Source organism: Aeromonas sp. R1-2 (genome assembly GCF_040908505.1).
GTDB classification, from domain to species: domain Bacteria; phylum Pseudomonadota; class Gammaproteobacteria; order Enterobacterales; family Aeromonadaceae; genus Aeromonas; species Aeromonas veronii.
In genome coordinates, this window is the sequence record NZ_JBFODU010000009.1 from 1 (window position 1) to 24,316 (window position 24,316).

A 24,316-nucleotide genomic window follows, 5' to 3' on the forward strand; every position below is an offset into this window, starting at 1 on the left:
GCAGTTGCGGCCCCCCGTTGTTATGGGATAGATGCATGGGATCAGATGCACTTCACCGGTTTGGGCAGGCCGCCAATCTTGGTCGCCTGCTTGGCGGGCCCTTCCGGGAACAGCTTGTAGAGGTAGCGGCTGTTGCCCTTCTCGGGGCCGTACTGCTTCTCCATCGCCTTGACCAGCGCGCGGATGGCGGGGGAGGTGTTGAACTCCAGATAGAAGGTGCGCACAAAGCGCACCACTTCCCAGTGCGGCTCCTCCAGCTCGATCCCTTCCTGCGCGGCCAGCACCAGCGCCAGCTCCTCGCTCCAGTCGTTGCTGTTGAGCAGGTAGCCCTTGGCATCGGTCTCGATGAGTTGGCCGTTGAATTCCAGCTGATGTTTTTCGGACGCAGACATGGGGGCTCCTCGCTAATGGGGCTATCAGGATTGGGCGGGCATGGTAGCGCCTTGATCCCCGGTGAGCAACCGGCTCTCGTTGGCCAAATGCAGCAGCTGATCCGCCAGCTCGCTGATCAGGTTGAGCTGCTGGGTCAGCATCAGCTGCTCCTCGCTGCTGTCCGGACTTATAACCGGGCACTGACCTCCGATGGAGCTGGAGGGGTTGCCCGCCAGATGGCCGGCGGCCTGCTCCAGGGTGTGGCAGATGTGGTGGCGCACCTCATCCAGCCCGCTGATGGCCTCCAGCTTGTCGCGATGGGCCCCCAGCGCCGAGATGTAGGAGAGCAGGGCGTGGTTGCGCCAGGTGAGGGTAAAGCAGAGATCGAGGAAGCGGCGGCGCTTTTGCGGCTCCACCAGCATGCTCTGCCAGGCGGTGGCCAGCTCGCTGTCCGCCAGATGGGCGCTCTTGCGCGCCACCCGATAGTCGATGGACTCGTCCCGCTGCTGCTTGAGGCTCGCCAGCACCGCCGAGAGATAGCGGGCGTTGGCCGAGAGCGAATTGGCGATAAGCGTCGGCAGCCGCTTGTACTGCCAGTCCGGCCAGAGCCAGGCCACCAGCCCGTAGGAGATCAGGCAGCCGAGCAGGGTATCGAGCAGCCGTGGCCCGAGAATGGCAAAGCCGATGCCATCGAGCAGGTTGAACGCCATCAGCACGTAGAGGGTGATAAAGCAGACCGCGGCGCTGTAGTTGTTGCGCACCTGGGTGAAAAACAGGAAGGCGGCCAGCCCCATCACCACCAGCTGAACGTGCAGCTCGGGGAAGAGCCAGAGCACCGGAATGCCCACCAGAATACCGGCGAAGGTGCCGAGCATCCGCTGCACCAGTCGGCGGCGAGTGGCGCTGTAGCTGGGCTGGCAGACAAACAGCACGGTCAGCAAAATCCAGTAGCCCTTTTCCAGATCAAAGGCTTGCAGTATGCCGTAGCCGATCACCAGACCAAGCGACAAACGCAGCGCGTGGCGAAACACCATGGAGTGCAAGGTGAGGTGCTGCTTGAGCTGGGTCAGCAGCGGCAGGCGGGGCGGCCGCGCCAGCGCGGGCAGCTCCTGCTCCGGCTGCTCGGGGTTTTGCAGCACTTCGGCGCTGCCCAGCAGCTGGTTGATGCTGGCCAGATTGCGGCGCAGGAACTTCATCGGTGTCAGCAGGGTTTTCGGGTAGTGCTGCTTGAGATTGGTGAACTCCAGCTGATCGCCAAGGGCCTCAAGCGTCCAGTGAATGCGCTTGTTATGGGCGTAGGGCTTGTGCACCAGAATGGCGTAACCGAGCAGCTGGCACGCCTCGGAGAGTTGCAGGAATACCTCCTGAAATCCTTCCAGCACTATGCCCTGCTTGAGCTCCGCTTCCAGCCGGCTGTAGGGATAGTGGCTGGAGGTGGCGCGCTCGTGAATTTCCAGCGCCAGCAGGTAGAGACGCAGCAGGCTGGCAAGCTCTGGACTGGCCGGATGGCGGCGGCTCAGGCGGGCGTTGAGGGCCGATTTGGTGAGGGTCAGCGCGCTCACCAGATTGATATTGAGCTGGGCCAGATTGTGGCGAATGGCCTGGGCGCCGTGCTCGTCCGCCGGGAAGAAGCGGGACTTTTCCAGCAAGTAGCGGCCAAGGGCGAAGTAGCTCTGGGCCAGTTGCTCGTGCAGGGTCTTGTAGGGCAGCAGCCAGAGCCAGATAAACGAGACCAGCCCGTACCAGAGGGCGCCAGCGCCGAGGGCCAGCGGTTGGTAGAAGAGATCCGGCGCCTTGGCGGCACCCAGCATGGTGTAGATGGCGATGAGCAGCGAGCCGAAGCTGATGGTGGCGTAGCGGGCGCCGAGCGCCCCCACCATCACGAAGATAAAGGTGGAGCTGGCGAGCCCGATGGCAAACAGCCAGGGGGTGGGGTAGAGATACTGCACACAGAGGGACGCGAACATGAAGCAGATAAGCGTCATGGCGAGGTTTTTGAGCCGTCCCCACAGGCTGTCGTCGGTTTCGGCGATTGCACCCGCCACTACCCCGAGGGAGAGCAGCACGGTGAGCTGGATATTGCCGGTGGCCAGGGTGAAGGCGAGCAGACCGAGAATGGCCAGCAGCACCTTGAGAGCGAAGTAGATGTGACTATCGGTCAGCAGTCGGCGTAACAAACCGGAGAATTCCATGGGCATGCTAGGCACCACCCTTGAGCGAAGCAAAATCGATGTGACTATCAATCAGCAGTCGGCGCAGCAGGCCAGAGAGATCCATCGGCATGAGACAGGTGAAACCCTTGATCGAAACGAGAGCGAGATAGTAACCCGCCAAGCGCGAAGTGGCCCTGATCCAAATCAGNCAGGGCCACTTCGCTTCATATCCTTGATTTACAACTTATCCTGACAAAAATCTGCGCCAATAAAAACCCCGCCGAAGCGGGGTTTCTGATTAGTTGCGGTTGCCGCCAAGCAGGCTCAGCAAGCTCAGGAAGATGTTGTAGATGGAGACATACAGGGTGACGGTGGCAGAGATGTAGTTGGTCTCGCCGCCGCGCACGATCTGCTGGGTAGTCAGCAGGATGGCACCGGAGGAGAAGAGCATGAACATGGCGGACAGCGCCAGGCTCAGGGCGCTCATCTGCAGGAAGATGTTGGCAATCATGGCCACCAGCAGTACCCAGAAACCGACGAACAGCATGCCGCCGATGAAAGAGAGGTCACGCTTGGTAGTCAGGGCATAGGCCGACAGACCGAAGAAGGTGAGCGCGGTGCCGCCAAGGGCGGTCATCACGATCTCGCCACCACCATTGTTCATGTACATGTTGATGATGGGGCCCAGGCTATAGCCCAGCAGACCGGTCAGGGCGAAGGTGAAGACCAGCCCCATGCCGTTGTTGCGATTCTTCTCGGTCAGGAACATCAGACCGTAGACGCCGATCAGGAACACGGCCCAGTGCAGCGGCGGCATGTTCATCACGGTAGCGACCCCCGCCACCACGGCAGAGAAGCCCAGAGTGAGGGAGAGCAGCATATAGGTGTTACGCAGCACCTTGTTGGTATCGCGTACGGCACTTTGGGTGCCAGTGTAGATAGAACGGGTATCCATCTTGGGTGTCCTCTTGATGTCCGGGTGAGACGGCGAGCAGCAGCCTCGTGATCGCTGTTTGTTACTGCATGTTTACGCATTGTATGTAGAACAAATAGGGATGACGAGGAACAATTTCAAGCCACCTGCCATTTTGCTCCCGCACACTATCCCACAGGAAATATGTATTGCATATGAACAAGGGCTTAGCGTAGTATGCACTCCGTTCGGAGGGGTGGCAGAGCGGCTGAATGCACCGGTCTTGAAAACCGGCGATGGGCGACCATCCGTGGGTTCAAATCCCACCTCCTCCGCCATATTCAAAGAGAAAGCCCAAGCGGTCACCCGCTTGGGCTTTTTTGTATCTGTCGTATCTGGTATTTCAACTGACATGTCACATGGATGATAAAAATGGCTCGGGTTGTCCCTGAGCCATTTTCACCTTGAATGATGGCTTAGATCCGCCCCTGATAGCGCAGGGGGAAGCGGCCCTGACTGTCGGGCTGTCCGAGGAAGGGGAGCCCCTGCTGCATCTGCGGTGGCAGTGCCGGGCCCGGTTTCAGGGTGCCCTGGAACAGGTATTGGCCATTGGGTTGCAGCTCGAGGCGACCCATGGCCTGCACCGCATCGGAGCCCTGCTTGAGTTCGGCCACCAGCTTGGAGTCGAGGCAGGTGAGTTTCAGCTCGGGGTCGGCCAGATCCAGCTTGCCCGCCGGGGTATCGGCGCTGGCGTTGTACCAGTCGAGGTTGCCGTAGAGGTTGTCACACCAGGGGTTGCCCTGGGCAAATTGCTCCACTTTGAGCTGCAGCTGGCCGGTGACGGTGAGCGGGATCGGCAGGCGCATCGGCACCCGGCTCAGCAGCCAGGGGGCGGGGGCGTTGAGGGTCAGGTCCCGGCCGAAAGCTGCGCCATTCCAGCCGACAACGCCCTGACCATTGAGTCCGTTGCGATCGCCAAAGCGTATGGCTACTTCGGGGGCGAAGCGCAGCAGCGACCAGCCGTTGAGATCCCAGCGCAGCTGGTTCACCGATTCGCTGGCATATTGCAGCCGGGCGATCTGGCCACTCCAGAGGGTGCCGCTCACCCCTTCCAGTTTCAGCAGGTTGGCAACATTGGCAGGCAGCGGCAGATGGCGAGCCACCAGTGCCGCGGGCAGGGTGGCCAGCAGGAATACCAGATAGGCTGCCAGAAACAGGCTGGCAATCAGGATGCGTTTTTTCATTGGGGACGACTCAACTGCAAACGTCTGACCTTGACCAGACCCGGGGCCAGATCCTCGCGGGCGATCTCGATGATTTGAACCTGAATACCGTGCTGCTCCACCAGCGTGGAGAGCCAGAGCAGCAAGTCATCGAACTGGACCGTGTCGATCCACACTTGCAGCTCCTGCGCCTGGGGTTGCAGCCGGGCAATCTTGATCTTGTGGTTGAAGGCGGTGCGGTTGACCACCCCTTCCAGGGTGCCGCTGGTATCGATCTGGCGACCCGAGCCACCCTGCATAGCCAGCACCTCTTCCCCCTTCTCCTTGAGCCAGGCGAGGGTCTGCTGCTGGTTCTGCACCTGCCGCTCCCTCTCTGCGATGCGGTTGGCGATGGGCTGCCAGACGCTCCAGTAGAAGAGACCAACCAGCAGCAGAATGCCGCCTGCGACCACCAGCCGCTGTTCCCGTGCGGTGATGCCGTGCCACCAGCTCTGCAATTTTTCCATCATGATGATTTACCCTTGAGCACCAGTGCGCCCTCTACCTTGCCCTCGGTGCTGCGCACCTCGCCTTGCTGTACCTCGAATTGCTTGCCGGCCAGCTCGCGGAACCGCTCGATCTCGGCAAAGCCGGGAGCGGTCACCTGTAGCCTCAGCTCGCGGCGACTGGCATCAAAGCGCATCACCTGTGGTTTCAGGCCGGGTACTTCGGCAAAGGTGGGGGCCAGCTCGGTGAGCATCAGCAGTACGCCGTTTTGCGGGGCTTGCCCCATCTGTTGCAGATGCTGGTTCATCTGGCTGCGCACGTTCACGATGCGGCTCTCACCCGGGAAGATGCGGGTATAGACGGCACGGATCTCCGCCTTGAGGGCCTTGTCCTGCTCGGTGAGCTGATAGAGCTGCACCCCGCGCTGGCCGAGGGCCACCAGCAGCAACAGACCGGCGGTGATGGCTACCTTGCGCCACTGCAACCAGTAGCGGGCATATTCGGTCTGCGGCCGGTAAGGGCCGGTCAGCAGGTTGGCCCGGCAGGTGAGGGCCCCCTTGGCCAGCAGCAGCATGGGGAGTTCGGGCTCCGCCGCCTGCCAGTTGGCGGTGGCAATGGCGGGCACCGGTGTGTGGCTGTGGATGGTGACCGGCTCCGCTTCGGTTGCCAGCAAGATAGCCAGCAGCGGCTCGTCGGCGACGATCCCCTGACAGGGGCCCTGGCGCACCAGCCACTCATTGCCGAGTTGCAGCGCAGACCAGCCATCAGCGGCCTGTGGCAGCGCCAGCACATCGGGCAGCAGTTGCAGGCTCTTGAGGCCAGCGGCATCGAGCCAGTCGAGCCACTCGGCCATCTTCTGCCGATCCACCGCCATCAGGTCGACCTGTTGACCTTCATGAGCCAGCACCACCAGATGGAGCTCGTCCACGTCGGAGGCGATCTGCTCCTCCAGCAGGTAGGGGAGGGCTGCTGCCGACTGGCGGTTGTAGCGACCCGGCAGGGTGACGCGCCGGAAGATCAGATCGCTGCCTGGCACTAGCGTGACCACGGGGCGGCCACCGGCCCGCTCCTGCAGCTCGCTCAGGGCATCGGCCGAGGGCAGGGCGCCGGAGGCGATGATCTCCTGCTCCTGACCGGACCAGACCAGCCAGGCTACGGGTTGTTGTTTATTGGTCCCCAGTCGGATGACCAGACTTTCGCTCACGCATCTCTCTCCTGCGATACCGGTTTGCAAAGGGCGTTATGCGCCCTGGCAACCGGTGCGCAGCCCGCAGGCTGCATCCAACATCTCTCGTACCCGCAGGCGATGGCCTGCAGGTGCGCTGTTTATTCGGCGCCGCTACTGAGGCGGCGCAGCATCACCAGTTTATTGTCCTTGCCACGCTGGAACAGGGTTTCGAGCCAGGCCCGGTTGTCGCCGACCTCGGCCACGACTCGGGCTTCGAAGAAGTCGCTCTTGACCACCAGCGCCTCTTTCAGTCCTTTCACCGAATCGACCGGAGCGAGCATGTCTGTCATCAGCTTGCTCTCTTTCCACCCCTTCTGTGGCCGCTCGTTCAGTACTCGCTTTGCATCATCCAGCCCGATAGTGCCCAGATAGAGGGCGACCAGCAGCTCGGGGCGCTGGGGGGCAAGGGTATTGATATTGATCTTCAACTTGTCGTTGGGCAGGGTGCAGACATAGGGGGCCAGTTTGGCATAGACCCTGGCCGTCACCCCGCGCACCGCCCTCAGCTCGTCCTTGCCCAGCATCCACTGGTTGGCGGTCAGATAGGGTGGCTTGAGACCCTCGTAATAGGCGTCCTCGGCGCCAAGGCTGGAGACCAGCACCGTATCCTTGTCGGTCCAGTCACGGATGGCGTCGGTGAGCTGGGCCGCCTCGTAATCATCCATCGCCAGCTGCTTGAGCAGTTCGCGAAACACCTGCACCGGATAGGGCTGCTGAGCCAGCTCCTCGCCGCTCCCCGCTTTGGAGGCCACGCTCAGGCTGTTGAGGTTGAAGCAGGATTGCAGGTCGGTCACCTCGCCCTTGAGCTGGCCATCGTCCACCGGAAACACAGTGTTCTTGCGGGCCCAGTTCTGGCTGAGGTTAACCACCTCGGGGTTGTCCTTGAAATCCTGCGTCAGCACCTTGCTCACCAGCGCTTCTGCCGAGAGGGCATACCACCATGCCTGTTTGCCGGTGGTGATGTTGGCGGTGCGGCGCAGCTCAAGCTGCAGGCGGCCGCTCATATTGCTGGCGATGATCACCATCACCGAGAGGATCAGCAGCACCACCAGCAGCGCCATGCCGCGCTGGCGACCGGGAGCGGCGAGATTAGCCCGCATTGGCGCCCCCTCCGTTCTGGCTGTCACCATTACCGCTATTGGTATTGCCGTTGCCGCCGTTGTTCCCGTTATTGTTGTTGCCGCCCCCCTGGTCGGGGTTGCTGCTCTGGCTGTTCTCTTCGGCTCGCTGGCCACCGGCACCAATCAGGAACTGGCGGCGAATGGTGCCGTAATCTTCCAGATCCAGCTCCACTGCCAGCCCGTGGGGCAGCACGCTGCGTTGGCTCCACTCCTCTTTCCAGTTGCCCTTGTCGAAGAAGTAGAGGCGAAACGCCGTGACCCCCGCCAGCACCGGCTGGATGCGCGGCTCGGTGCCTATCACCGAATCCGGATAGAGGTAGCTCAGGCGCTCCAGCTTCTGATCCTTGAGACGCCAGCCGACCCGCTGCAGATGGGAGCGGGGCAGCATGCCGTCCGGGTTGAGCCAGCCGCTGCGCATAAAGGCCATGCCCCAGTCATCGCTCTGCTGGCCGAACCGGGAAGCCGCCAGCAGCACCTTGTTGTTCTCCCCCTCGATGCGGCCGCTGCGCGGCACCATCTGGGTGATGTCTCGCTCCAGCAGGGTGAAGGCGAGCTGCAATTCGTTGAGGCGGGCCTCCTTGCGCTTGGCCACCTCGTCGCTGGTGAGCACCCCTTGCAGCACCTGATAGGCTCCCATGCTGAGAGTGGCGAAGATGGCGATCGCCACCAGCATTTCGAGCAGGGTAAAACCGGCGTGACGGAAGGGGCGAGGCGTGCGGGCAACGTGCTGGGTCATCGGCTGATATAGGTCCGCATCATGGCGACCGGGTTCTCGGCCTTGGCCTCGGTGCGCACTTCCATATCGAGCGCCCGGAAGTTGTTGTCGGCGGTGGCAACGCCGCGATAGCGCCAGTACCAGGTGCTGCCCGCCATCTGCTCATCCCCTTCCACCCAGCTGTCGCCGGGCCACTTGTTCTCGAGCTTCTGTTGCACCAACTGGTTCTCCACCACCCAGGTGGCGAGTGTCTTCTGCTCCAGATAGTTGAGGGCCGAGAGGTGTTCGCTGGCGGTTTTCATTACCGCGAGACCGGCGATGGCAAAGACGGCCAGTGCGACCATGACTTCAAGTAGTGTCATGCCCCGGGCTTTCATTCGCTCACCTCTTCATCTTCATCGCCGGTGAGCAGGGTGAGGCGGCCGAACTCGTCCCCCTTGACGATGCGGGTGTAGCGGGCATCGTCATCCTGCTGGGTGAAGGTGAGCACGAACGGGCTCAGCTCGCCGCCAGGGAAGATGAGCAACTGCGGCGTGCGCTCCTTCTCGTCGCGCTTCTGTTCGGTTTTCTCGTCGGAGTCCGGCTGCCAGCCAAAGCCTTCCAGCTCCAGTGTCAGCGTCATGTCCTCGGCCAGTTGTACCGGCCCCAGCTGCTTGTCGCCACTCAGGGCCAGCCACTTGCGATCCTTGGCCTGACGCTGCATAAACTGCCAGCCGTTATCCTCGATACGAATGCCCACCAGCCGACCATCCATCACCGCATACTCCTGCGCCAGCTGCAGGGTCGCCATCAGGCGGCGCGCCTGCTTGTCCAGCTCCCGATCCCCTCTGGCGCCTCCCATGCTGAGGGTGACGGCGGTAGCCACCAGCCCCATCAGCATGGCGACCAGCAGCACCTCCAGCAGGGTAAAGCCGGATTGGCGACGAGCAGATGGCGCAGCCTTCATTCAGGCTGCTCCAGCAAGGCGGAGTGAATGCGCTGGCGGCACATCACTTATTGGAAATCCTTCAGGTTCCAGTTGCCGATGTCGTCATCGGTACCGGCTTCACCATCCAGACCCATGGAGAAGATGTCGATCTTGCCGAACTGGCCCGGGCTCAGCAGCTGGTACGGGTTGCCCCAGGGATCTTGCGGCAGGCGCTTGATGTAGCCGCCATCGCGGTAGCTGCGCGGCGCCGGATCGATAGAAGGCTTGGTCACCAGTGCATCCAGCCCCTGTTCTGTGGTCGGGTAGCGGTTGTTGTCCAGCTTGTACATGTCGAGGGCGTTTTCCAGCGCCACGATATCGGAGACCGCTTTCTGCTGGTCAGCTTTCTCCTTGTTGCCCATCAGGTTGGGCACCACCAGACTGGCCAGAATGCCGAGGATCACGATGACCACCATGACTTCCAGCAGGGTAAAACCGGATTGACGACGTTTGTTCATGAGTTGCTCCGTAACGAATGAGATGGGATGGCCCATCAGAGAGTGATCACTGGGTGGGTTCGACGGGCCGCCAGCGGGGCTATCGAACGCCGGAAACTTACATATTCACCATATTGTTGAGCTCGAGGATCGGCTGCAGGATCGACATCACGATAAACAGCACCACCCCGGCCATGGAGACCACCAGCATGGGTTCGAACACCCCGAGGGCGATATTGACCTGGGATTCAAACTCCCGATCCTGGTTGTCTGCCGCCCGCTCCAGCATGCTGTCGAGCTCGCCGCTCTGCTCGCCGGAGGCGATCATGTGCAGCATCATGGGCGGGAAAATCTTGGTCTCGGTCAGCGACTTGCGCAGACTGGTCCCTTCGCGCACCCGTTCGGCGGCCTCGAGAATGCGCATTCTGGCAAAGTCGTTGGAGAGCACTTCGCCGGAGATCTTCATCCCCTCCAGCAGCGGTACCGCACTGGCGTTGAGGATGCTTAAAGTGCGAGCGAAGCGGGCGGTGTTGAGACCGCGACTGACCCGGCCAATCACCGGCAGGCCGAGCAGCACCTGATGCCAGCGTCGGCGGCGCTTTTCATCGGTGAGCCACCAGCGCCAGACAAAGCTGCCAAGGAAGATCAGCAGCAGGAACCAGAGGCCGTAGGCCTGCATCAGTTCGCTGGTGCCGATGAGAAAGCGGGTGGTGCCCGGCAATTGTTGACCCATGTGTTCAAACTGGGCCACCACCTTGGGTACCACGGCGGTGAGCAGGATCGAGATAACCCCGATGGCGACGCAGGTGAGAACTATGGGGTAGATCATCGCCTGCAGCAGCTTGGTGCGCATGTGCTGGCGCTGTTCGGTGTAGTCGGCGAGGCGGTTGAGCACCTTCTCCAGATGGCCCGATTTTTCACCGGCCGCCACCATGGAGCGAAACAGCTGGTCGAATACATGGGGAAAGGCCCCCAGCGAGTCGGCCAGCGAATAACCTTCCACCACCTTGCTGCGCACGGTCGCCACCAGAGAGCGCAAGTGGGCTTTTTCGCACTGCTCGGCCACCGCCTTGAGCGCCTCTTCGATGGTGAGACCGGCGCCCACCAGAGTGGCCAGCTGGCGAGTGATCAGGGCCAGCTCGGCAGTGCTGGCACCACGACGAAACAGGGCGAAGCGGGTCGCTTCCCGTTTCGCCTTCTCGGTGGTCTCGTTCACCTCGAGGGGGGTGAGCCCCTGTTCGCGCAGCAGCTGGCGTACCTGACGGGCCGAGTCGCCCTCCATCACGCCGCTCTTGCTGCGCCCCTTGTTGTCGAGGGCCTTGTATTCGAATGCCGCCATCTCAATCTTCCCGGGTCACGCGCAGCACCTCTTCGAGGCTGGTCTGCCCCTTGAGGACCTTGTCGATGCCGTCACGGCGGATGCTGGGGGTGTGGCCGCGGATCAGCCGCTCGATGGCGAGCTCGCCGCTGGCACTGTGAATGGCTTCACGCACCGCTTCATCGATCACCACCAGCTCGTGGATACCGGTCCGGCCACGGTAGCCGGTGTGGTTGCACAGCTCGCAGCCGACCGGACGCCACACCTGCTGATCGGGAGCCAGCTCGATGCCCATGGCGATGCGCTCCTGCTCGGTGATGGGTCGCGGGGCACGGCAATCGGGGCAGAGGGTTCGCACCAGCCGCTGGGCCAGCACCGCCAAGAGCGACGAGGAGAGCAGGAAGGGCTCGATCCCCATGTCCCGCATCCGGGTGATGGCGCCGATGGCGGTGTTGGTGTGCAGGGTCGACATCACCAGGTGACCGGTCAGCGACGCCTGCACCGCAATCTGGGCGGTTTCCAGATCTCGAATTTCCCCCACCATCACCACATCCGGATCCTGACGCAAAATGGCGCGCAAGCCGCGGGCGAAGGTCATATCCACCTTGGTGTTGACCTGGGTCTGGCCCACCCCTTCGAGGTCATATTCGATGGGGTCTTCCACCGTCAGGATGTTGCGATCCCGCGAGTTGATTTCAGACAGCGCCGCATAGAGGGTGGTGGATTTACCGGAACCGGTCGGGCCGGTCACCAGAATAATGCCGTGGGGCTTGCGGATGAGTTCGCTGATGATGGTGCGGTTGGCCGCGGTCATCCCCAGCTGCTTGAGCTCGAGGCGCACGTTGTTCTTGTCGAGCAGACGCAGTACCACCCGCTCGCCGTAGCTGGACGGCATGGTGGAGACCCGCACGTCGACGGCGCGGCCGCCGATACGCAACGAGATACGGCCATCCTGCGGCACCCGTTTCTCGGCGATATCCATCCGCGACATCACCTTGATCCGCGAGACCAGGAGCGAGGCCAGCTTGCGATGGGGGCGCAGGATCTCCCGCAGCACCCCATCGATGCGAAAACGAATGACCAGTGCCCGCTCGAAGGTCTCGATATGGATATCGGAGGCCTCCTCCTTGATCGCCTCGCTCAGCATGGCGTTGATGAGACGAATGATGGGGGCGTCGTCATCGGCATCCAGCAGATCTTCGCTTTGCGGCAGCTCTTCGGCCAAGGCGAAGAAGTCCATCTCGTTGCCGAGATCTTCCATCAGCTGGCGCGCTTCGGAGGAGTCTCGCTGGTAGTGAGCCATCAGCAGCTCTTCGAAGGCCTCGTTGTCGAGCTGCTCCACCGCGAAGCTGCAACCCGCGACCCGCCGCACTTCCAGCAGGGCCTGCGGGGTAACGCCGGGGCGGCACTGCAGCACGGGGGCGCCGTCCCGCTCAATCAGGATCACCCCGAAATTGCGTGCAAAGATAAAGGGGAGCTCGGGCAGTGGCGCAGGCCCGACGCTTCCATCCAGATGGTAGGCACTCATCAGGGCTTACTCTGCACAAACGGGGTGGTGGTCTCGACAGTGCTTTGCTGTCTGCTCCGCATCTCGTTGATCTGCTTCTGGATCTCTTTTTGCAGCTCGGGCGACACCATCACATCCTGGCCATAGGCAGGCAATACCTGACGTTTGGGCGAGGTGAGATAGCCCTCCTGGGCAGCCGCATCCAGCTGTTCGGCGCGGAACAGGGAATATTTGCTATTGGATAGGCCGGAGTACACATCGGCATCACGCAAAATTGTCGGGCGGATAAAGACCATCAGATTGCGCTTGGAGGTTGAGTTGGAGGTGGAGCGAAACAGATAGCCCAGCACAGGAATATCACCGAGCAGCGGTACCTTGGAGATTTCTTCTTTGGTCTGTTCATCCATCAAACCGCCAAGCACGACTGTTTCACCGCTCTTCACCAATACCGAGTTTTTCACTGTACGGGTATCAAATGTTGGGCCCAGGCCTGAGGTACCTTCAGCCTGTTTGCCAACACTGGAGACCTCCTGTTCGATATTGAGCAGCACCGAATCCCCTTCGTTGATCTGAGGGGTGACGGTTAACTTGGTTCCGACCGTTTTGCGCTCAATGGTATTGAAGACGCTGTCACTACTGGTCGAACTTTGAGTGCCGGTCTGGACAGGTACTTCCTTGCCTGCATTGAAAGAGGCTTCCTTGTTGTCCATGGTGACGATACTCGGGGTCGAGAGAATATCGTTCTTGGTATTGGAAGCCAGCGCTGTCGTCAGCATGGCCCAGTCGCCGTGATAGAAACCGGCAGCCATGCCATTTACGGTCGACATGAGTTTGGTAATGGGTTCCGGATTCCCGTTATCTTTGAGTTTGTCTGCTGTGACTTTCGAGGTAATGGGGACTCCGGTATCTGGATATTGAATCGAACCATAGTCGGCATGATTCCACTGTACCCCGAGGTTCAGACCATCGCTGTCAGCTATTTCGACGATGATCGCCTCCACCAGCACCTGGGCGCGGCGGATATCGAGCTTGGCCACCACCTGCTCCAGTTCGGACATCACGTCCGGCTGGGCGGTGATGACCAGCGCATTGGTGGTCTCGTCGGCTGAGATAGCCAGCTTGCCACCGCCGATGCTGGCGCCACCTGTGGTTACGCCGCCGCCTTTTTTGTCGGCCTCGATGCTGGAGCTGACCCCCTTGAGCACCTCGACCATGTCTTTGGCCTTGCCATATTTGAGGTAGAAGACCCGGGTGTTGCCCTGGCTCTGCAGGTCGCGGTCGAGCTGGCGCACCATCTGGATGATGCGGGCACGCGCTTTGGGCTCACCACTCACCACCACAGAGTTGGTGCGCTCGTCGGCCACCACCTTGGGGGAGAGCAGCAGGGAGGCGGTGCCGCCCTGGGGGTTGCCATCCTTGTTGAGGTTGGTCACCAGCCGCACCATTTCACCTGCCGAGGCGAACTTGAGCTTGATGATGTCCACATCCTGATCGCCGGCGCGGTCGACCCGGTTCACCACCTCCACCAAGCGGTTGACCACGGCGGCGCGGCCGGTGATCAGCAGCACATTGGAGGGCTCGTAGTGCACCACGTTGCCACCACCGGCGTTGTCGTTGAGCTGGCGCAGCAGTGGCGCCAGTTCACGGACCGAGACGTTGCGCACCGGCACGACCCGGGTCACCATCTCGTCGCCCATGCCTGGGTTGCTGCCATCCACCACCGGAATGGCGGAGGTCTTGGCATCCCGCGAGCGCAGCACCTTGAGTACCCCGTTGTCCATCGGCACCACGGCAAAGCCGTAGACGTCGAGCACGCTCAGGAAGAACTGGTAGTACTGCTCCTCATTGAGCAGGTCGTAGCTGCGCACGTTGATCTTGCCGCGCACCGATGGCTCTATGATGATGGTTTTATTGAGGTTCTTGCCCACCGTATTGATGAACTCTTCAATGTCGGCGTTCTTGAAACTGGCAGAGTATTCGGTGGCCCAGGCTGAGCCCGCCATCATCAGTGCCGCTGCGATAGTGGCCAGACGCCAGCCTTTCCCTTTAGTGGTCATTATTGGTACGACTCCAAATCATTATTCTGACAAGCGCACATAGATGTCGAACTGTTCGCCCTGTCGCTCGACGGTCACTGTCATTTCCGTTGCGCCAGCCATCTGCTGCATCGCCTGCATGGCTTGCATGTTGTCCCGTAAATCCAGCCCGTTGATGCTGATGGCCAGGTCATTGGCCTGCAGCCCGCTCTGGTTGAAAAACTCTGGATTGCTGCCCGGATTGAGGCGATAGCCGGTCATGCGGCCATCCACCTGAACCGGTGAAATATTGAGGTAATCGGTGATCTTGCCCGGATCGGCCATCAGCTCGCTGCGCAGGGAGCCAAGGGGGGCGGTGTTGGTCTGCGGCAGTGGCTTGCCATACTCCTCGCCATCCAGCATCAGGGTCTCGTCGCGGCCATCCCGCTCGATGATCACCCGATCTGGATAGACCTGCCGGATCCGCGCCTGGGTGCCGTCAATCATGTCACCGACCCCGTAGGAGTTCTGGATGCCGGACATGGCGATGATAGCGATGGATTTGGCGGGATCCGAGCTGGCCAGCACCCCGTTGAGCTGGGCATTGAGCTGGGTACGCGGCGCATTGGCGGCCACGGCGGCTTTGGCCTGCGCCTTGGGGATCGCTTTGCCAAACAGCGCCAGTCGGCTTACCTCGCCCAGTTCAAGGTGCGGGTTGCTCTGGCCGCTGACCGCCACTGCGGAGGGTTGCCACGGTTGGCTGGTTTGCGGGCTTGCCAGGGTGAGCAGACGCCAGGTGAGGGCGGCGCTCTGCTGGGCCAGTATGATCAGCAGCGCCAGAAAGGCCACCTGGGTGACTCTGGTCATGGGAAGCCGCCGGCACTGGGCCAGCAGCATGGTCAAGATGTCATCCCTGAATCGTAGCGTCATATTAATCAACAAATTCCAGGCTCTGGGGCGGCTGCGTATTGTGTACGGCGGAGTGCTGTGACACAACGGGTCGGGGCGCGCCAAACCGTAAAAATGGATATTTCATCACACCGTAAACCTTTGAATGCTCACAAAAGTGGCACTCAGGTGAGGTGCATCCTGCTTGCCTGCGAACATCAGGGCTCGGTGCGTACTCATCCTCGCCAATCCTGCAGCGCCTTGAGGGTCACGCTCTGTCCGGCGACCTGCAGCACAATGTATTGCTGGTCGATGGTGGCGAGCACGACCCCCGGGGCGATTTCGCTCCCCTCCCGGTATTCCCGGCCATTGAGCACCACGGCTCGCTTGGCGGGGTTGGAGGAGAACACATGAGAGCCATAGCTCAATTGCGGCACCTGCTGGCGCACCGATTGGGGTGCCGAGCCCAGCGCCATCAACTGGGCCGGTTGCACGTTATTCTGGCCGGTGGGGTGTGGCGTCTCCTGCAATGGGGTTTCATTGAGGGCTTTCATCAGCTGCTCGGCCAGACTCAGCGCGGGGGTATTCCCCTGACTGGTCCCTTCGTTTTTGGCCACGGCTCTGGGTTGGACCACCGGCTCCGGCAGGGGCGGGGGCAGCGGACGGGTCACCATCGCCTTGGGTTCGACCCGCACGAAGGGTGGAGTGATCACCTCTTTCACCTCCACCTTCTCCTCGATGGGGCGCAGGTGGAGCAGATGCCAGCCATAGTTGGCGCCCGCCCCCAGCAACAGGGCCAGGGGGGCCAACAGCCAGCCGATGCGGCGTGGGCTGCGCTCCTCTTCCCGGGGCATGGGCAAGCCCATGGCCGGAATATGGGCGGAGAGTTGCGGTTGCTGCGCACGACGCAGCGCCTTGAGCAGGGTAGACATCAGGAGGCCTCCTCCAGTCTGGGCATGGGTTCACCGGAGAGGGCGTTGAGACGCAGCAGGGTGTTGCTGCCAGCGATGCCATCAGGGGTGAGCCCCTGATCCCGCTGGAACTGCTGCAGCTTGTTCTTGAGCTCGCTATCGAAGCGGCGCACCTTGCGTTCGGGTTGTTGCAGCGCACGGCTCAGGGCGTTGTCGAGCCACTGGATCTGGGTCTGACCGGCATTGCTGGCGATCAGGCTGACGCCCCCTTTCGGCATGCGCCAGAGCAGGGTGTAGCTGCCGCCCCAGTTGTCGCTGAGCCACTGGCGATCCACCTGCCAGCTCTGGTCGCCTATCATCAGGCTGGCCTTGCTCGGCCCCAGATTGACCAGGGTCGCGTAGTAGAGGCCGCCAGTCTGATCAGTGAGCGTGATCATGGCGGGATACTGCAGGGCGCGCAGCTCGTCAAGGCTCGCCTCACCCTCCTGGCAGCGCAGACCGGCACGGGGGGCGTTGTCACAGGTTGCCTCGAACGGTTCCGGTTCATAACCCCAGACCCGATAGAGATTCTGCATGGCGCTCTCGGGGTCGATGGCCTGATTGATCGCCTCGGTCAGCTGCTCCTGCTGCTCGGCGGTCTCGTCGATGGTGACCGGCACCTCGACCTTGACTACCGGACGGGTGGGGAACACGCCGAAAAATTGCCAGCCCCACCAGCCTGCGGCCACCAGCAGGGCGCCCGCCAGCGTCACCATCAGACCGGAGGCCCAGCTTCCTTCGTCCCGAACGCCATTGACCTCGAAGGCGGCCTGGCTGATATCGCTGTGGACAATCTTGTAGCTGCCACGGGCGAAAGCGGCGATCAGGGCGCGGTCGCAGATGAGGTTGATGAAACGGGGGATGCCGCCACTCAGGCGATGGAGTGTCTTGATGGCGCGCGGGGTGAAGATGGGTTGTACGCAGCCTGCAACTTGCAGCCGGAAGCGAACGTAGGCATCCACATCGCTGTGGGAGAGCGGCAGCAGGTGATAGCGGGCGGTAATGCGCTGGGCCAGCTGGCGCAGCAGGGGTTGGCGCAGCATCTGTTGCAGCTCGGGCTGACCGATCAGCACCACTTGCAGCAGTTTTCGTTCGTCGGTTTCGAGGTTGGTGAGCAGACGCAGCTGCTCCAGTACGCCGGGCAGCAGGTGCTGCGCCTCATCCACCAGTACCACGCTGCGCTTGCCTGCCGCCAGGTTGGCCAGCAGGTGATCGCGAATAAGGTCGAACAGCCGCTTGATCCCGGCATCTTCGGGATAGGGGAGTTGAAACTCGTCACAGATGGCGGCCAGCAGATCCCGTTCGGTCAGAGAGGGGTTGAGGATATAGGCGATCTCGGTCTCGGCGGGCAGCTGTTGCAGCAGGCAGCGGGAGACGGTGGTTTTGCCGGTGCCCACTTCGCCGGTCAGCAGCACAAAGCCGCCGCCATCCTGCAATCCATAGTTGAGATGAGCAAGGGCTTCGCCGTGGCGCTCGCTCATATAGAGGTATTTGGGATTGGGCGAGATGGAAAACGGGTGTTCCGAGAGGCCGAAGAACTGTGTGTACATGAGGGTATTCTTTTGTAGCCGGCGACAGATGAAAAATGTCTCCGGATGATAGCAAACCTCGCTTTCATTGGAAGCCATCATTGGCGCCGAAGGGCAAATTGCGGCCTGTTCCTGCCATCTTGTGATCCCGGTTGCGTCATTGGCACGAACCCGGATCACAAAATGACAAAAAACAGCTGTAAATAAAGGGAAATATCAATATGGGCGCGGCCTGGCAAATGCCGTCAGCATGGCGCTGAATCGGCGACAATCAGACCTGTTTGTGTACAATTTATGACGCTGGTTGCCCTGTCAGCCATCAGGGTAAGCTGGTCGGGATGAACTTGCTCAGTGGTGATCCTGAAACTGCGCGGCAATCTCCCTGAACTGCGCCTCACAGGCGAGAAACGCCGCGACGATGCCGGGATCAAAATGGCTGCCGCTCCCCTTCACGATGATTTCCTTCGCTTCCTCATGGCTGAAAGCAGGTTTGTAGACCCGTTTCGAGATGAGGGCATCGTAGACATCCGCTACCGCCATCAAACGCCCGGAGAGGGGAATCGCCTCACCCGCCAGCCCTGCCGGATAGCCGCTGCCATCCCACTTCTCGTGGTGGGTGAGGGAGATCTCCCGGGCCAGTCGCAAGAAGGAGTTGGAGCCCAGCTGCGCCTCGGCACTCGCCAGCGCATCGGCGCCGATCTGCGGGTGGCGCTTCATGATGGCGAACTCCTCGTCGGTCAGCTTGCCCGGTTTGAGCAGGATGGCATCGGGAATGCCCACCTTGCCCACATCGTGCAGCGGGGCCGATTTGAACAGCAGATCGATGGTGGCGTCATCGAGCGGATAGCGATCCCAGTCGCTGCGACTGAGGTATTGCGCCAGCGCCTTCACATAGTGCTGGGTGCGGATGATATGGGCGCCGGTCTCGTTGTCCCGGGTCTCCGCCAGCGAGGCGAGGCCAAGGATGGCCACGTCGCGGGTCAGGTTGAGCTCGTCGCTGCGGGATTTCAGCTCACCGATCATCTGATTGGTGCTGGCGGCGATAAGGCCGAACTCGTCATCCCGGGTGACCGGCACCCGGGCGTCGAAGTCACCACACTGTACTCTGGCCATTGTGCGGGTCTGCTGGCGCAGGGATAGGCCGAGATTGCGACCATAACCGTGAATAATGAGGGCGAGATAGCAGAAGGTCACCGTCATTACGAAGGCGATCTCCCAGAGGATGTAGTGCTGGGCATCGACCCTCGGCAGGCTGCGCTCCACCGTCACCAGCCACTCCAGATCCTTGTTGAACAGCAAGAAGAAGACGCCCCCCAGCAGGGTGAGGGTCGCCAGGGTAAAGAGGGTGAACTTGCGTGGCAGCGGCATGGCCAGCGGGTGGCTCAGTGCCAGGCTCTGCTCGGCTTGCCGTGTTCTGGCTCGATTCCAATCCCGCTCCAGAGTCAGGTCGGCCGCCACCAGAAAGCCGAGGGTGGTCATCCCCAGCAGCACCTTGAGGTGACTCTCCAGCGGGAAGTCGTGGGCCAGGGCGTTGTAGCCCGACAGCAGCAGTGCCCCCAGCAGGTAGAAACCCACCTCCAGTCCAAACCCGTCCAGCCCGTTGCGCGGCAGGGGCCGCCTTGAGAGCAGCCAATTGCGCACGGCAAACATGATGGCGAACGTCACTAGGGTCGGCCCCAGCAACTGGGGCAGGGTGAGACTCTCGAGAAACGGGCAAACCTGCCAGCCATAGAGACAAAATAGTGACAGGGTTACCCCGTAGTGCAGGGCGCAGCGCCCCGTGATCCTCTGCATATTCCCACCCATGTTGCTGGTTATTGTTATGTCGGCGGGAGGCCCGCCATTACAGGCGTCGCAGCAGCAAGCTACCGATGGAGTAGCCAGCGCCAAATGAGCAAAGTACGCCGCGAGCCCCCGCAGGAAGGTCGCGATTGTACAGATGAAACGCGATGATGGAACCCGCCGAGCTGGTATTACCATAGCTATCAAGAATGACCGGCGCCTCCTGCTGGCTGGCATCGTGGCCCAGCAGCTTGCGACCGATGAACTGGTTCATGGTGAGGTTGGCCTGATGGAGCCAGAGCCGGTTCAGGCTCTCGGCGGGCCAGCCCTGCTCATCGAGCTGGTTGGCTATCTGGTCGCACACCAGCGGCAATACCTCCTTGAACACCTTGCGTCCCTGCTGGCGAAACAGCTTGTCGTCGCTGTAGCGGGTACGCGGGCTCAGTCGGTTCAGAAAGCCAAAATTGTTGCGGATGTTGTTGGAGTATTGGGTCACCAGCTTGCTGGCTACCAGCTGCCACGGATTGGCCACCTTGCAATCGGTCTCCCGCTCCAGCAGCACCGCGGTGCAGGCATCGCCGAAGATAAAGTGACTGTCTCTGTCCCGGAAATTGAGGTGTCCCGAGCAGATCTCCGGATTGACCACCAGCGCCACGTTGGCGGTGCCTGCCGCCAGCATGTCGGCGGCTGTCTTGATGCCGAAGGTGGCAGACGAGCAGGCCACGTTCATATCAAAGGCCATGCCGCTCGCCCCCAGATAGTGCTGCAGCTCGATGGCCAGCGCCGGGTAGGGGCGCGGCATGTTGGAGGCGGCCACGATCACCAAATCGATCTCGCCGGGCTCGCGGCCGGCGGCGATCAGCGCCTGCTCGGCGGCGGCCACCGCCATCTCCACCATGATGGAGGGCATCTCATCGGGCCGCTCCGCCAGCAGCGGCTGCATGATGTCGGGGTTGAGCACCCCCTCGCGGCTCACCAGATAACGGCTCTTGATGCCGGAGGCCTTCTCGATGAACTCGCAACTGGAGTGCTGCTTGGCGGGGAGCTGGCCGGCATCGATGGCGGAGGCGTTCTCGTCGTTGTAGAGATCCACATACTGGTTGAAGGCGGCCACCAGCTCTTCATTGCTGACGGCAAAGGGTGGGGTATAGAGGCCTGAGCCACTGATCACGATAGAGGTCATCTTTGCTCCTCGCCGGGTGCGTTCCCGGCTTGTCGGTTTATAGGGGTGAGAGGGTTACAACTGGTCGATCGCCGCGGCGAGACCCGCCAGGGTCAGCGGATGCATCCGTCCGCCAACCACGTCATTCATCAGTTTGATGGAGGGGTGCCAGAGCCACTCCCGCCGCGGGGTGGGGTTGATCCACACCAGTTTGGGAAAGTGCTGCTGCAATCGGGTGAGCCACACCTGACCCGACTCCTCGTTCCACTGCTCGACACTGCCGCCCGGCCAGGTGATCTCGTAGGGGCCCATGGTGGCATCCCCCACCAGGATCACCCGGTAGTCGCTGCCGTAGGTGCGCAGCAGCCGCAGGGTATCGAACCGCTCCTCAAAGCGACGCTTGTTATCCTTCCAGACGAAGTCGTAGAGGCAGTTGTGAAAATAGAAGTACTCCAGATGCTTGAACTCGTGGCGCAACGCAGAGAAGAGACGCTGCACCTCGGCAACGTGGGCATCCATGGAGCCTCCCACATCGAAAAAGACCAACAGCTTGACCCCGTTGTGGCGCTCGGGCCGCAGCTTCACATCGAGCCAGCCTTGGCGGGCCGAACTTTTTATGGTGTCGTCGAGATCCAGCTCGTCGGGATTGCCTCTGCGCACCCAACGCCTGAGTTTGCGCAGTGCCAGCTGGATGGCGCGCTGGCCGAGCGGTGAGTCGTCGCTGAAGTTGCGATAGTGACGGGCCTCCCACACCTTGGCCGCCTTGCCGTGCTGCCCCTCTCCACCCATGCGCACCCCCTCGGGGTGAAAACCGCCGTGGCCAAACGGGCTGCTGCCACCGGTTCCCACCCACTTGTTGCCGCCGGCGTGGCGTTCTTTCTGCTCGTTCAGCCGCTGATTAAGGGTTTCCAGCAGCTTGTCGAGTCCGCCGAGGGATTTGAGCAGCGCCTTCTCCTCTGGGCTCAACAGCCGTTCGAACTCCTTGCGCAGCCACTCCTCGGGCAGGCTCTCCGGCAGCAGGGGGATGGCGTCCAGCCCTTCGTAGTATTCGGCGAAGGCGCGATCGAAGCGATCGTAGTGGGCCTCGTCTTTTACCAGCAGGCAGCGGGAGAGTTGGTAGAACTCCTCCATATCGACAGCGACCAGCCGGGCTGCCAGTGCGGCGTGCAAGTCCAGCAGCTCACGCAGGCTGCAGGGGAGCTTGTGGCGGCGCAGGTGGGTAAAAAAGTCGATCAGCATGGGTCAGCTGCCGCGCCGGGCCAAAAAGGCGAGCTTCTCGAAGAGATGCAAATCCTGCTCGGTCTTGAGCAGGGCGCCATATAGTGCGGGCACCAGCTTGCCCGGCTCGCGGGCGCGCATCGCCTCAGGGGCGATATCGTCGGCCAAGAGCAGGCGGATCCAGTCCAGCAGCTCTGAGGTGGAGGGTTTCTTGCGCAGCCCCTCTACCTCGCGCAGCTCGAAGAAGAGATCCATTGCCTCGCCAAGCAGGCTCTCCTTGAGGTCGGGGTAGTGGAGTTTGACGATGGCCTGCATCTCGGCCTTGTCGGGGAAGCGGATGTAGTGGAAGAAACAGCGGCGCAGGAAGGCATCCGGCAGCTCTTTTTCGTTGTTGGAGGTGATGATGACCACCGGCCGCTGGCGCGCCTTGACTCGTTCGCCGGTCTCGTAGACGTCGAACTCCATCCGGTCCAGCTCCAGCAGCAGATCGTTGGGGAATTCGATGTCGGCCTTGTCGATCTCATCGATCAGCAGCACAGGTCGCTGCTCGGCGCTGAAGGCCTGCCACAACTTGCCTTTACGAATGTAGTGGCTGATATCGGCCACTCTGGGGTCGCCGAGCTGGGAGTCGCGCAGCCGGGCCACCGCATCATATTCGTAGAGTCCCTGCTGAGCCTTGGTGGTGGACTTGATATGCCAGGCAATGAGGTCTGTGCCGAGATGGTCGGCGACCGCTTCCGCCAACACCGTCTTGCCGGTGCCCGGCTCCCCTTTGATCAGCAGCGGTTTTTCGAGGGTGATGGCGGCATTGACCGCCATCTTCAATGCATCGGAGGCGAGATACTGGCTGCTTCCTGAAAATCCCATAACGTCGGTTCCTTTGACGATTGGCGCCCGGAGTCAGGGGCCAGAGAGAATAAGCTCTATATGTTGTAATACCATATGGTTATAACGAATAGTCACTTCTCATTCAGAAACCACAGGGTAATCTTGTTTCATCGTCGTAACAAACACAGGGATAGCACCATGAGCAAAATTTTTGAGGACAACAGCCAGACTATCGGTCACACCCCGCTGGTTCGTCTCAACCGTGTTACCAAAGGCCGCGTGCTGGCCAAGATCGAGAGCCGTAACCCCAGCTTCAGCGTGAAGTGCCGTATCGGTGCCAACCTGATCTGGGATGCCGAGAAGCGCGGCATCCTGACCAAGGGTAAGGAGATCATCGAGCCCACCAGCGGCAACACGGGTATTGCTCTGGCCTTTGTCGCGGCAGCTCGCGGCTATCCCATCACCCTGACCATGCCGGCCACCATGAGCCTGGAGCGCCGCAAACTGCTCAAGGCGCTCGGTGCCAATCTGGTGCTGACCGAAGGGCCTCTCGGCATGAAGGGGGCCATTGCCAAGGCCAACGAGATCCTCGAGTCCGAGCCGGGCAAGTATGTGTTGCTGCAACAGTTTGAAAACCCGGCCAACCCGGAGATCCACGAAAAGACCACCGGCCCCGAGATTTGGGATGCCACTGACGGCGAAGTGGATGTGTTCGTGGCCGGGGTCGGTACCGGCGGCACCATTACCGGGGTCTCCCGCTATCTGAAGCAGACTCAGGGCAAGGCGGTGGTCTCTGTCGCGGTCGAACCGGCCGAGTCGCCGGTCATCAGCCAGAAGCTGGCAGGTGAAGAGATCAAACCGGGTCCCCACAAGATCCAGGGTATCGGCGCCGGCTTTATCCCGGGTAACCTGGATCTGTCCCTGATTGATCGGGTTGAGCAGGTCACCAGCGACGAAGCCATCGAGATGGCCCGCCGTCTGATGGAGGAGGAGGGGATCCTGGCCGGTATCAGCTCCGGTGCTGCGGTGGTGGCTGCCAGCCGTCTGGCCGAGCTGCCGGAATTTGCGGGCAAAACCATTGTGGTCATCCTGCCGAGTGCGGCGGAGCGTTACCTCTCCAGCGCCCTGTTTGCCGGGGTGTTCAGCGAGCAGGAGCTGCAGCAGTAACTGATCGGAATCTTTCAAAACAGCGGCGCTCCCAGGAGCGCCGCTTCTTTATGGGCTAGACTCAACCCCTGTTAGTGTCACTTGATCCTTATTTTTTGGGGTAAAATAACAAGTTCCGGAGTGAGAAAAAAAGCAGACATTCCGCTCTAAATCTCATATCCTGTGCGGCGTCACGCGGTGTTTGCTGGCTGGGTATCACAAAGTAACAAAGTGTTATTTTTCGTTATAAAATAATTTCAGGCCAGTCCTGATGCGGCTTGTAGCCCAATAACTGAAAATTGCCAACCAGCGCGCCGATTACTGCACAGAAACTTGACCTGGATTAAACCATTGCGGG

21 protein-coding genes, 1 tRNA gene and 1 pseudogene are annotated in these 24,316 nt (G+C 61.3%); 2 read left to right on the forward strand and 21 right to left on the reverse strand.

Annotation, left to right across the window (positions count from 1 at the left end; genetic code table 11):
• Window positions 1–41: 41 nt before the first annotated feature.
• The 3 genes from AB5Y76_RS01595 to AB5Y76_RS01605 all read right to left on the reverse strand — a co-directional run bounded on the left by AB5Y76_RS01595 (window position 42) and on the right by AB5Y76_RS01605 (window position 3,480).
• Window positions 42–392, reverse strand: a complete 351-nt coding sequence (locus AB5Y76_RS01595) for a TusE/DsrC/DsvC family sulfur relay protein (protein WP_263717915.1) — start codon at window positions 390–392, stop codon at window positions 42–44.
• Window positions 393–416: 24 nt separating this feature from the next.
• Window positions 417–2,570, reverse strand: coding sequence for a YccS family putative transporter (yccS, locus tag AB5Y76_RS01600; RefSeq protein ID WP_263717914.1), 2,154 nt, complete (start codon window positions 2,568–2,570; stop codon window positions 417–419).
• Window positions 2,571–2,823: 253 nt separating this feature from the next.
• Window positions 2,824–3,480 (reverse strand): Bax inhibitor-1/YccA family protein, encoded by a 657-nt coding sequence (locus AB5Y76_RS01605; RefSeq protein ID WP_005338308.1) that lies wholly within the window; start codon window positions 3,478–3,480, stop codon window positions 2,824–2,826.
• A 208-nt stretch (window positions 3,481–3,688) separates the two neighbouring features.
• Between AB5Y76_RS01605 and AB5Y76_RS01610 the strand changes: the two genes are divergently transcribed.
• Window positions 3,689–3,776, forward strand: a tRNA-Ser gene (locus AB5Y76_RS01610).
• A 138-nt stretch (window positions 3,777–3,914) separates the two neighbouring features.
• Here the strand turns inward: AB5Y76_RS01610 and exeN are convergent.
• From exeN to AB5Y76_RS01700, 18 genes and pseudogenes are all read right to left on the reverse strand, one after another.
• On the reverse strand, window positions 3,915–4,682 hold the full coding sequence (gene exeN, locus AB5Y76_RS01615) for a GspN family type II secretion system protein ExeN (protein ID WP_263717913.1): 768 nt from the start codon (window positions 4,680–4,682) through the stop codon (window positions 3,915–3,917).
• A complete protein-coding gene (exeM, locus tag AB5Y76_RS01620) occupies window positions 4,679–5,170 on the reverse strand; it encodes a GspM family type II secretion system protein ExeM (RefSeq protein WP_263717912.1) in 492 nt (163 codons plus the stop codon). Before exeM ends, exeN begins: the two co-directional genes overlap by 4 nt.
• Window positions 5,167–6,351 carry a GspL family type II secretion system protein ExeL gene (exeL, locus tag AB5Y76_RS01625; protein ID WP_263717911.1) on the reverse strand — a complete coding sequence of 395 codons (1,185 nt, stop codon included), beginning with the start codon at window positions 6,349–6,351 and terminating at the stop codon, window positions 5,167–5,169. The genes exeM and exeL overlap by 4 nt, the downstream gene beginning before the upstream one ends.
• 122 nt (window positions 6,352–6,473) lie before the next feature.
• On the reverse strand, window positions 6,474–7,475 hold the full coding sequence (gene exeK, locus AB5Y76_RS01630) for a GspK family T2SS minor pseudopilin variant ExeK (protein WP_083243736.1): 1,002 nt from the start codon (window positions 7,473–7,475) through the stop codon (window positions 6,474–6,476).
• Window positions 7,476–7,584: 109 nt separating this feature from the next.
• Window positions 7,585–8,232 (reverse strand): annotated as a pseudogene (gspJ, locus tag AB5Y76_RS01635) (type II secretion system minor pseudopilin GspJ); the annotation flags it as partial.
• Entirely contained in the window at window positions 8,229–8,588 is a 360-nt protein-coding gene (exeI, locus tag AB5Y76_RS01640) for a GspI family T2SS minor pseudopilin variant ExeI (protein ID WP_021229089.1), read from the reverse strand. The gene exeI and the pseudogene gspJ, both read right to left, overlap by 4 nt.
• Window positions 8,585–9,157 carry a GspH family T2SS minor pseudopilin variant ExeH gene (gene exeH / locus AB5Y76_RS01645; protein WP_263717910.1) on the reverse strand — a complete coding sequence of 191 codons (573 nt, stop codon included), beginning with the start codon at window positions 9,155–9,157 and terminating at the stop codon, window positions 8,585–8,587. Before exeH ends, exeI begins: the two co-directional genes overlap by 4 nt.
• 47 nt (window positions 9,158–9,204) lie before the next feature.
• A complete protein-coding gene (gene exeG / locus AB5Y76_RS01650) occupies window positions 9,205–9,636 on the reverse strand; it encodes a GspG family T2SS major pseudopilin variant ExeG (protein WP_005338297.1) in 432 nt (143 codons plus the stop codon).
• A gap of 97 nt (window positions 9,637–9,733) precedes the next feature.
• Window positions 9,734–10,954, reverse strand: a complete 1,221-nt coding sequence (gene exeF / locus AB5Y76_RS01655; RefSeq protein WP_005338296.1) for a GspF family T2SS innner membrane protein variant ExeF — start codon at window positions 10,952–10,954, stop codon at window positions 9,734–9,736.
• A 1-nt stretch (window position 10,955) separates the two neighbouring features.
• A complete protein-coding gene (exeE, locus tag AB5Y76_RS01660; RefSeq protein ID WP_263717909.1) occupies window positions 10,956–12,461 on the reverse strand; it encodes a GspE family T2SS ATPase variant ExeE in 1,506 nt (501 codons plus the stop codon).
• Window positions 12,461–14,497: a GspD family T2SS secretin variant ExeD gene (gene exeD, locus AB5Y76_RS01665; protein WP_263717908.1), complete on the reverse strand. Its 2,037-nt coding sequence runs from the start codon at window positions 14,495–14,497 to the stop codon at window positions 12,461–12,463. Before exeD ends, exeE begins: the two co-directional genes overlap by 1 nt.
• A 21-nt stretch (window positions 14,498–14,518) precedes the next feature.
• The gene (exeC, locus tag AB5Y76_RS01670) at window positions 14,519–15,352 is read right to left on the reverse strand and encodes a GspC family type II secretion system variant ExeC (protein WP_318528158.1); all 834 of its coding nucleotides are present in this window, start codon (window positions 15,350–15,352) and stop codon (window positions 14,519–14,521) included.
• 227 nt (window positions 15,353–15,579) lie between these two features.
• The gene (exeB, locus tag AB5Y76_RS01675) at window positions 15,580–16,275 is read right to left on the reverse strand and encodes a GspB family T2SS assembly factor variant ExeB (protein WP_227096043.1); all 696 of its coding nucleotides are present in this window, start codon (window positions 16,273–16,275) and stop codon (window positions 15,580–15,582) included.
• Window positions 16,275–17,843, reverse strand: a complete 1,569-nt coding sequence (locus AB5Y76_RS01680; protein WP_263717906.1) for an ExeA family protein — start codon at window positions 17,841–17,843, stop codon at window positions 16,275–16,277. The genes exeB and AB5Y76_RS01680 overlap by 1 nt, the downstream gene beginning before the upstream one ends.
• A 327-nt stretch (window positions 17,844–18,170) precedes the next feature.
• Window positions 18,171–19,616 (reverse strand): HD domain-containing phosphohydrolase, encoded by a 1,446-nt coding sequence (locus tag AB5Y76_RS01685; protein ID WP_069526330.1) that lies wholly within the window; start codon window positions 19,614–19,616, stop codon window positions 18,171–18,173.
• A 49-nt stretch (window positions 19,617–19,665) separates the two neighbouring features.
• The gene (locus AB5Y76_RS01690; RefSeq protein WP_263717905.1) at window positions 19,666–20,787 is read right to left on the reverse strand and encodes a beta-ketoacyl-ACP synthase III; all 1,122 of its coding nucleotides are present in this window, start codon (window positions 20,785–20,787) and stop codon (window positions 19,666–19,668) included.
• 54 nt (window positions 20,788–20,841) lie between these two features.
• Window positions 20,842–22,005: a VWA domain-containing protein gene (locus tag AB5Y76_RS01695; RefSeq protein WP_263717904.1), complete on the reverse strand. Its 1,164-nt coding sequence runs from the start codon at window positions 22,003–22,005 to the stop codon at window positions 20,842–20,844.
• A gap of 3 nt (window positions 22,006–22,008) precedes the next feature.
• Window positions 22,009–22,851, reverse strand: coding sequence for a MoxR family ATPase (locus AB5Y76_RS01700; RefSeq protein WP_013723987.1), 843 nt, complete (start codon window positions 22,849–22,851; stop codon window positions 22,009–22,011).
• 159 nt (window positions 22,852–23,010) lie between these two features.
• Here AB5Y76_RS01700 and cysK point away from each other — a divergent pair, with 159 nt between their 5' ends.
• Window positions 23,011–23,979, forward strand: a complete 969-nt coding sequence (gene cysK / locus AB5Y76_RS01705) for a cysteine synthase A (protein WP_111805536.1) — start codon at window positions 23,011–23,013, stop codon at window positions 23,977–23,979.
• Window positions 23,980–24,316 lie beyond the last annotated feature (337 nt).

Coding starts and splice junctions, on each gene's coding strand:
- AB5Y76_RS01595 (WP_263717915.1), bottom strand. CDS start 392: ATGTCTGCGTCCGAAAAACATCAGCTGGAATTCAACGGCCAACTCATC.
- yccS (WP_263717914.1), bottom strand. CDS start 2,570: ATGCCCATGGAATTCTCCGGTTTGTTACGCCGACTGCTGACCGATAGT.
- AB5Y76_RS01605 (WP_005338308.1), bottom strand. CDS start 3,480: ATGGATACCCGTTCTATCTACACTGGCACCCAAAGTGCCGTACGCGAT.
- exeN (WP_263717913.1), bottom strand. CDS start 4,682: ATGAAAAAACGCATCCTGATTGCCAGCCTGTTTCTGGCAGCCTATCTG.
- exeM (WP_263717912.1), bottom strand. CDS start 5,170: ATGATGGAAAAATTGCAGAGCTGGTGGCACGGCATCACCGCACGGGAA.
- exeK (WP_083243736.1), bottom strand. CDS start 7,475: ATGCGGGCTAATCTCGCCGCTCCCGGTCGCCAGCGCGGCATGGCGCTG.
- exeI (WP_021229089.1), bottom strand. CDS start 8,588: ATGAAAGCCCGGGGCATGACACTACTTGAAGTCATGGTCGCACTGGCC.
- exeH (WP_263717910.1), bottom strand. CDS start 9,157: ATGAAGGCTGCGCCATCTGCTCGTCGCCAATCCGGCTTTACCCTGCTG.
- exeG (WP_005338297.1), bottom strand. CDS start 9,636: ATGAACAAACGTCGTCAATCCGGTTTTACCCTGCTGGAAGTCATGGTG.
- exeF (WP_005338296.1), bottom strand. CDS start 10,954: ATGGCGGCATTCGAATACAAGGCCCTCGACAACAAGGGGCGCAGCAAG.
- exeE (WP_263717909.1), bottom strand. CDS start 12,461: ATGAGTGCCTACCATCTGGATGGAAGCGTCGGGCCTGCGCCACTGCCC.
- exeD (WP_263717908.1), bottom strand. CDS start 14,497: ATGACCACTAAAGGGAAAGGCTGGCGTCTGGCCACTATCGCAGCGGCA.
- exeC (WP_318528158.1), bottom strand. CDS start 15,352: ATGCTGCTGGCCCAGTGCCGGCGGCTTCCCATGACCAGAGTCACCCAG.
- exeB (WP_227096043.1), bottom strand. CDS start 16,275: ATGTCTACCCTGCTCAAGGCGCTGCGTCGTGCGCAGCAACCGCAACTC.
- AB5Y76_RS01680 (WP_263717906.1), bottom strand. CDS start 17,843: ATGTACACACAGTTCTTCGGCCTCTCGGAACACCCGTTTTCCATCTCG.
- AB5Y76_RS01685 (WP_069526330.1), bottom strand. CDS start 19,616: ATGCAGAGGATCACGGGGCGCTGCGCCCTGCACTACGGGGTAACCCTG.
- AB5Y76_RS01690 (WP_263717905.1), bottom strand. CDS start 20,787: ATGACCTCTATCGTGATCAGTGGCTCAGGCCTCTATACCCCACCCTTT.
- AB5Y76_RS01695 (WP_263717904.1), bottom strand. CDS start 22,005: ATGCTGATCGACTTTTTTACCCACCTGCGCCGCCACAAGCTCCCCTGC.
- AB5Y76_RS01700 (WP_013723987.1), bottom strand. CDS start 22,851: ATGGGATTTTCAGGAAGCAGCCAGTATCTCGCCTCCGATGCATTGAAG.
- cysK (WP_111805536.1), top strand. CDS start 23,011: ATGAGCAAAATTTTTGAGGACAACAGCCAGACTATCGGTCACACCCCG.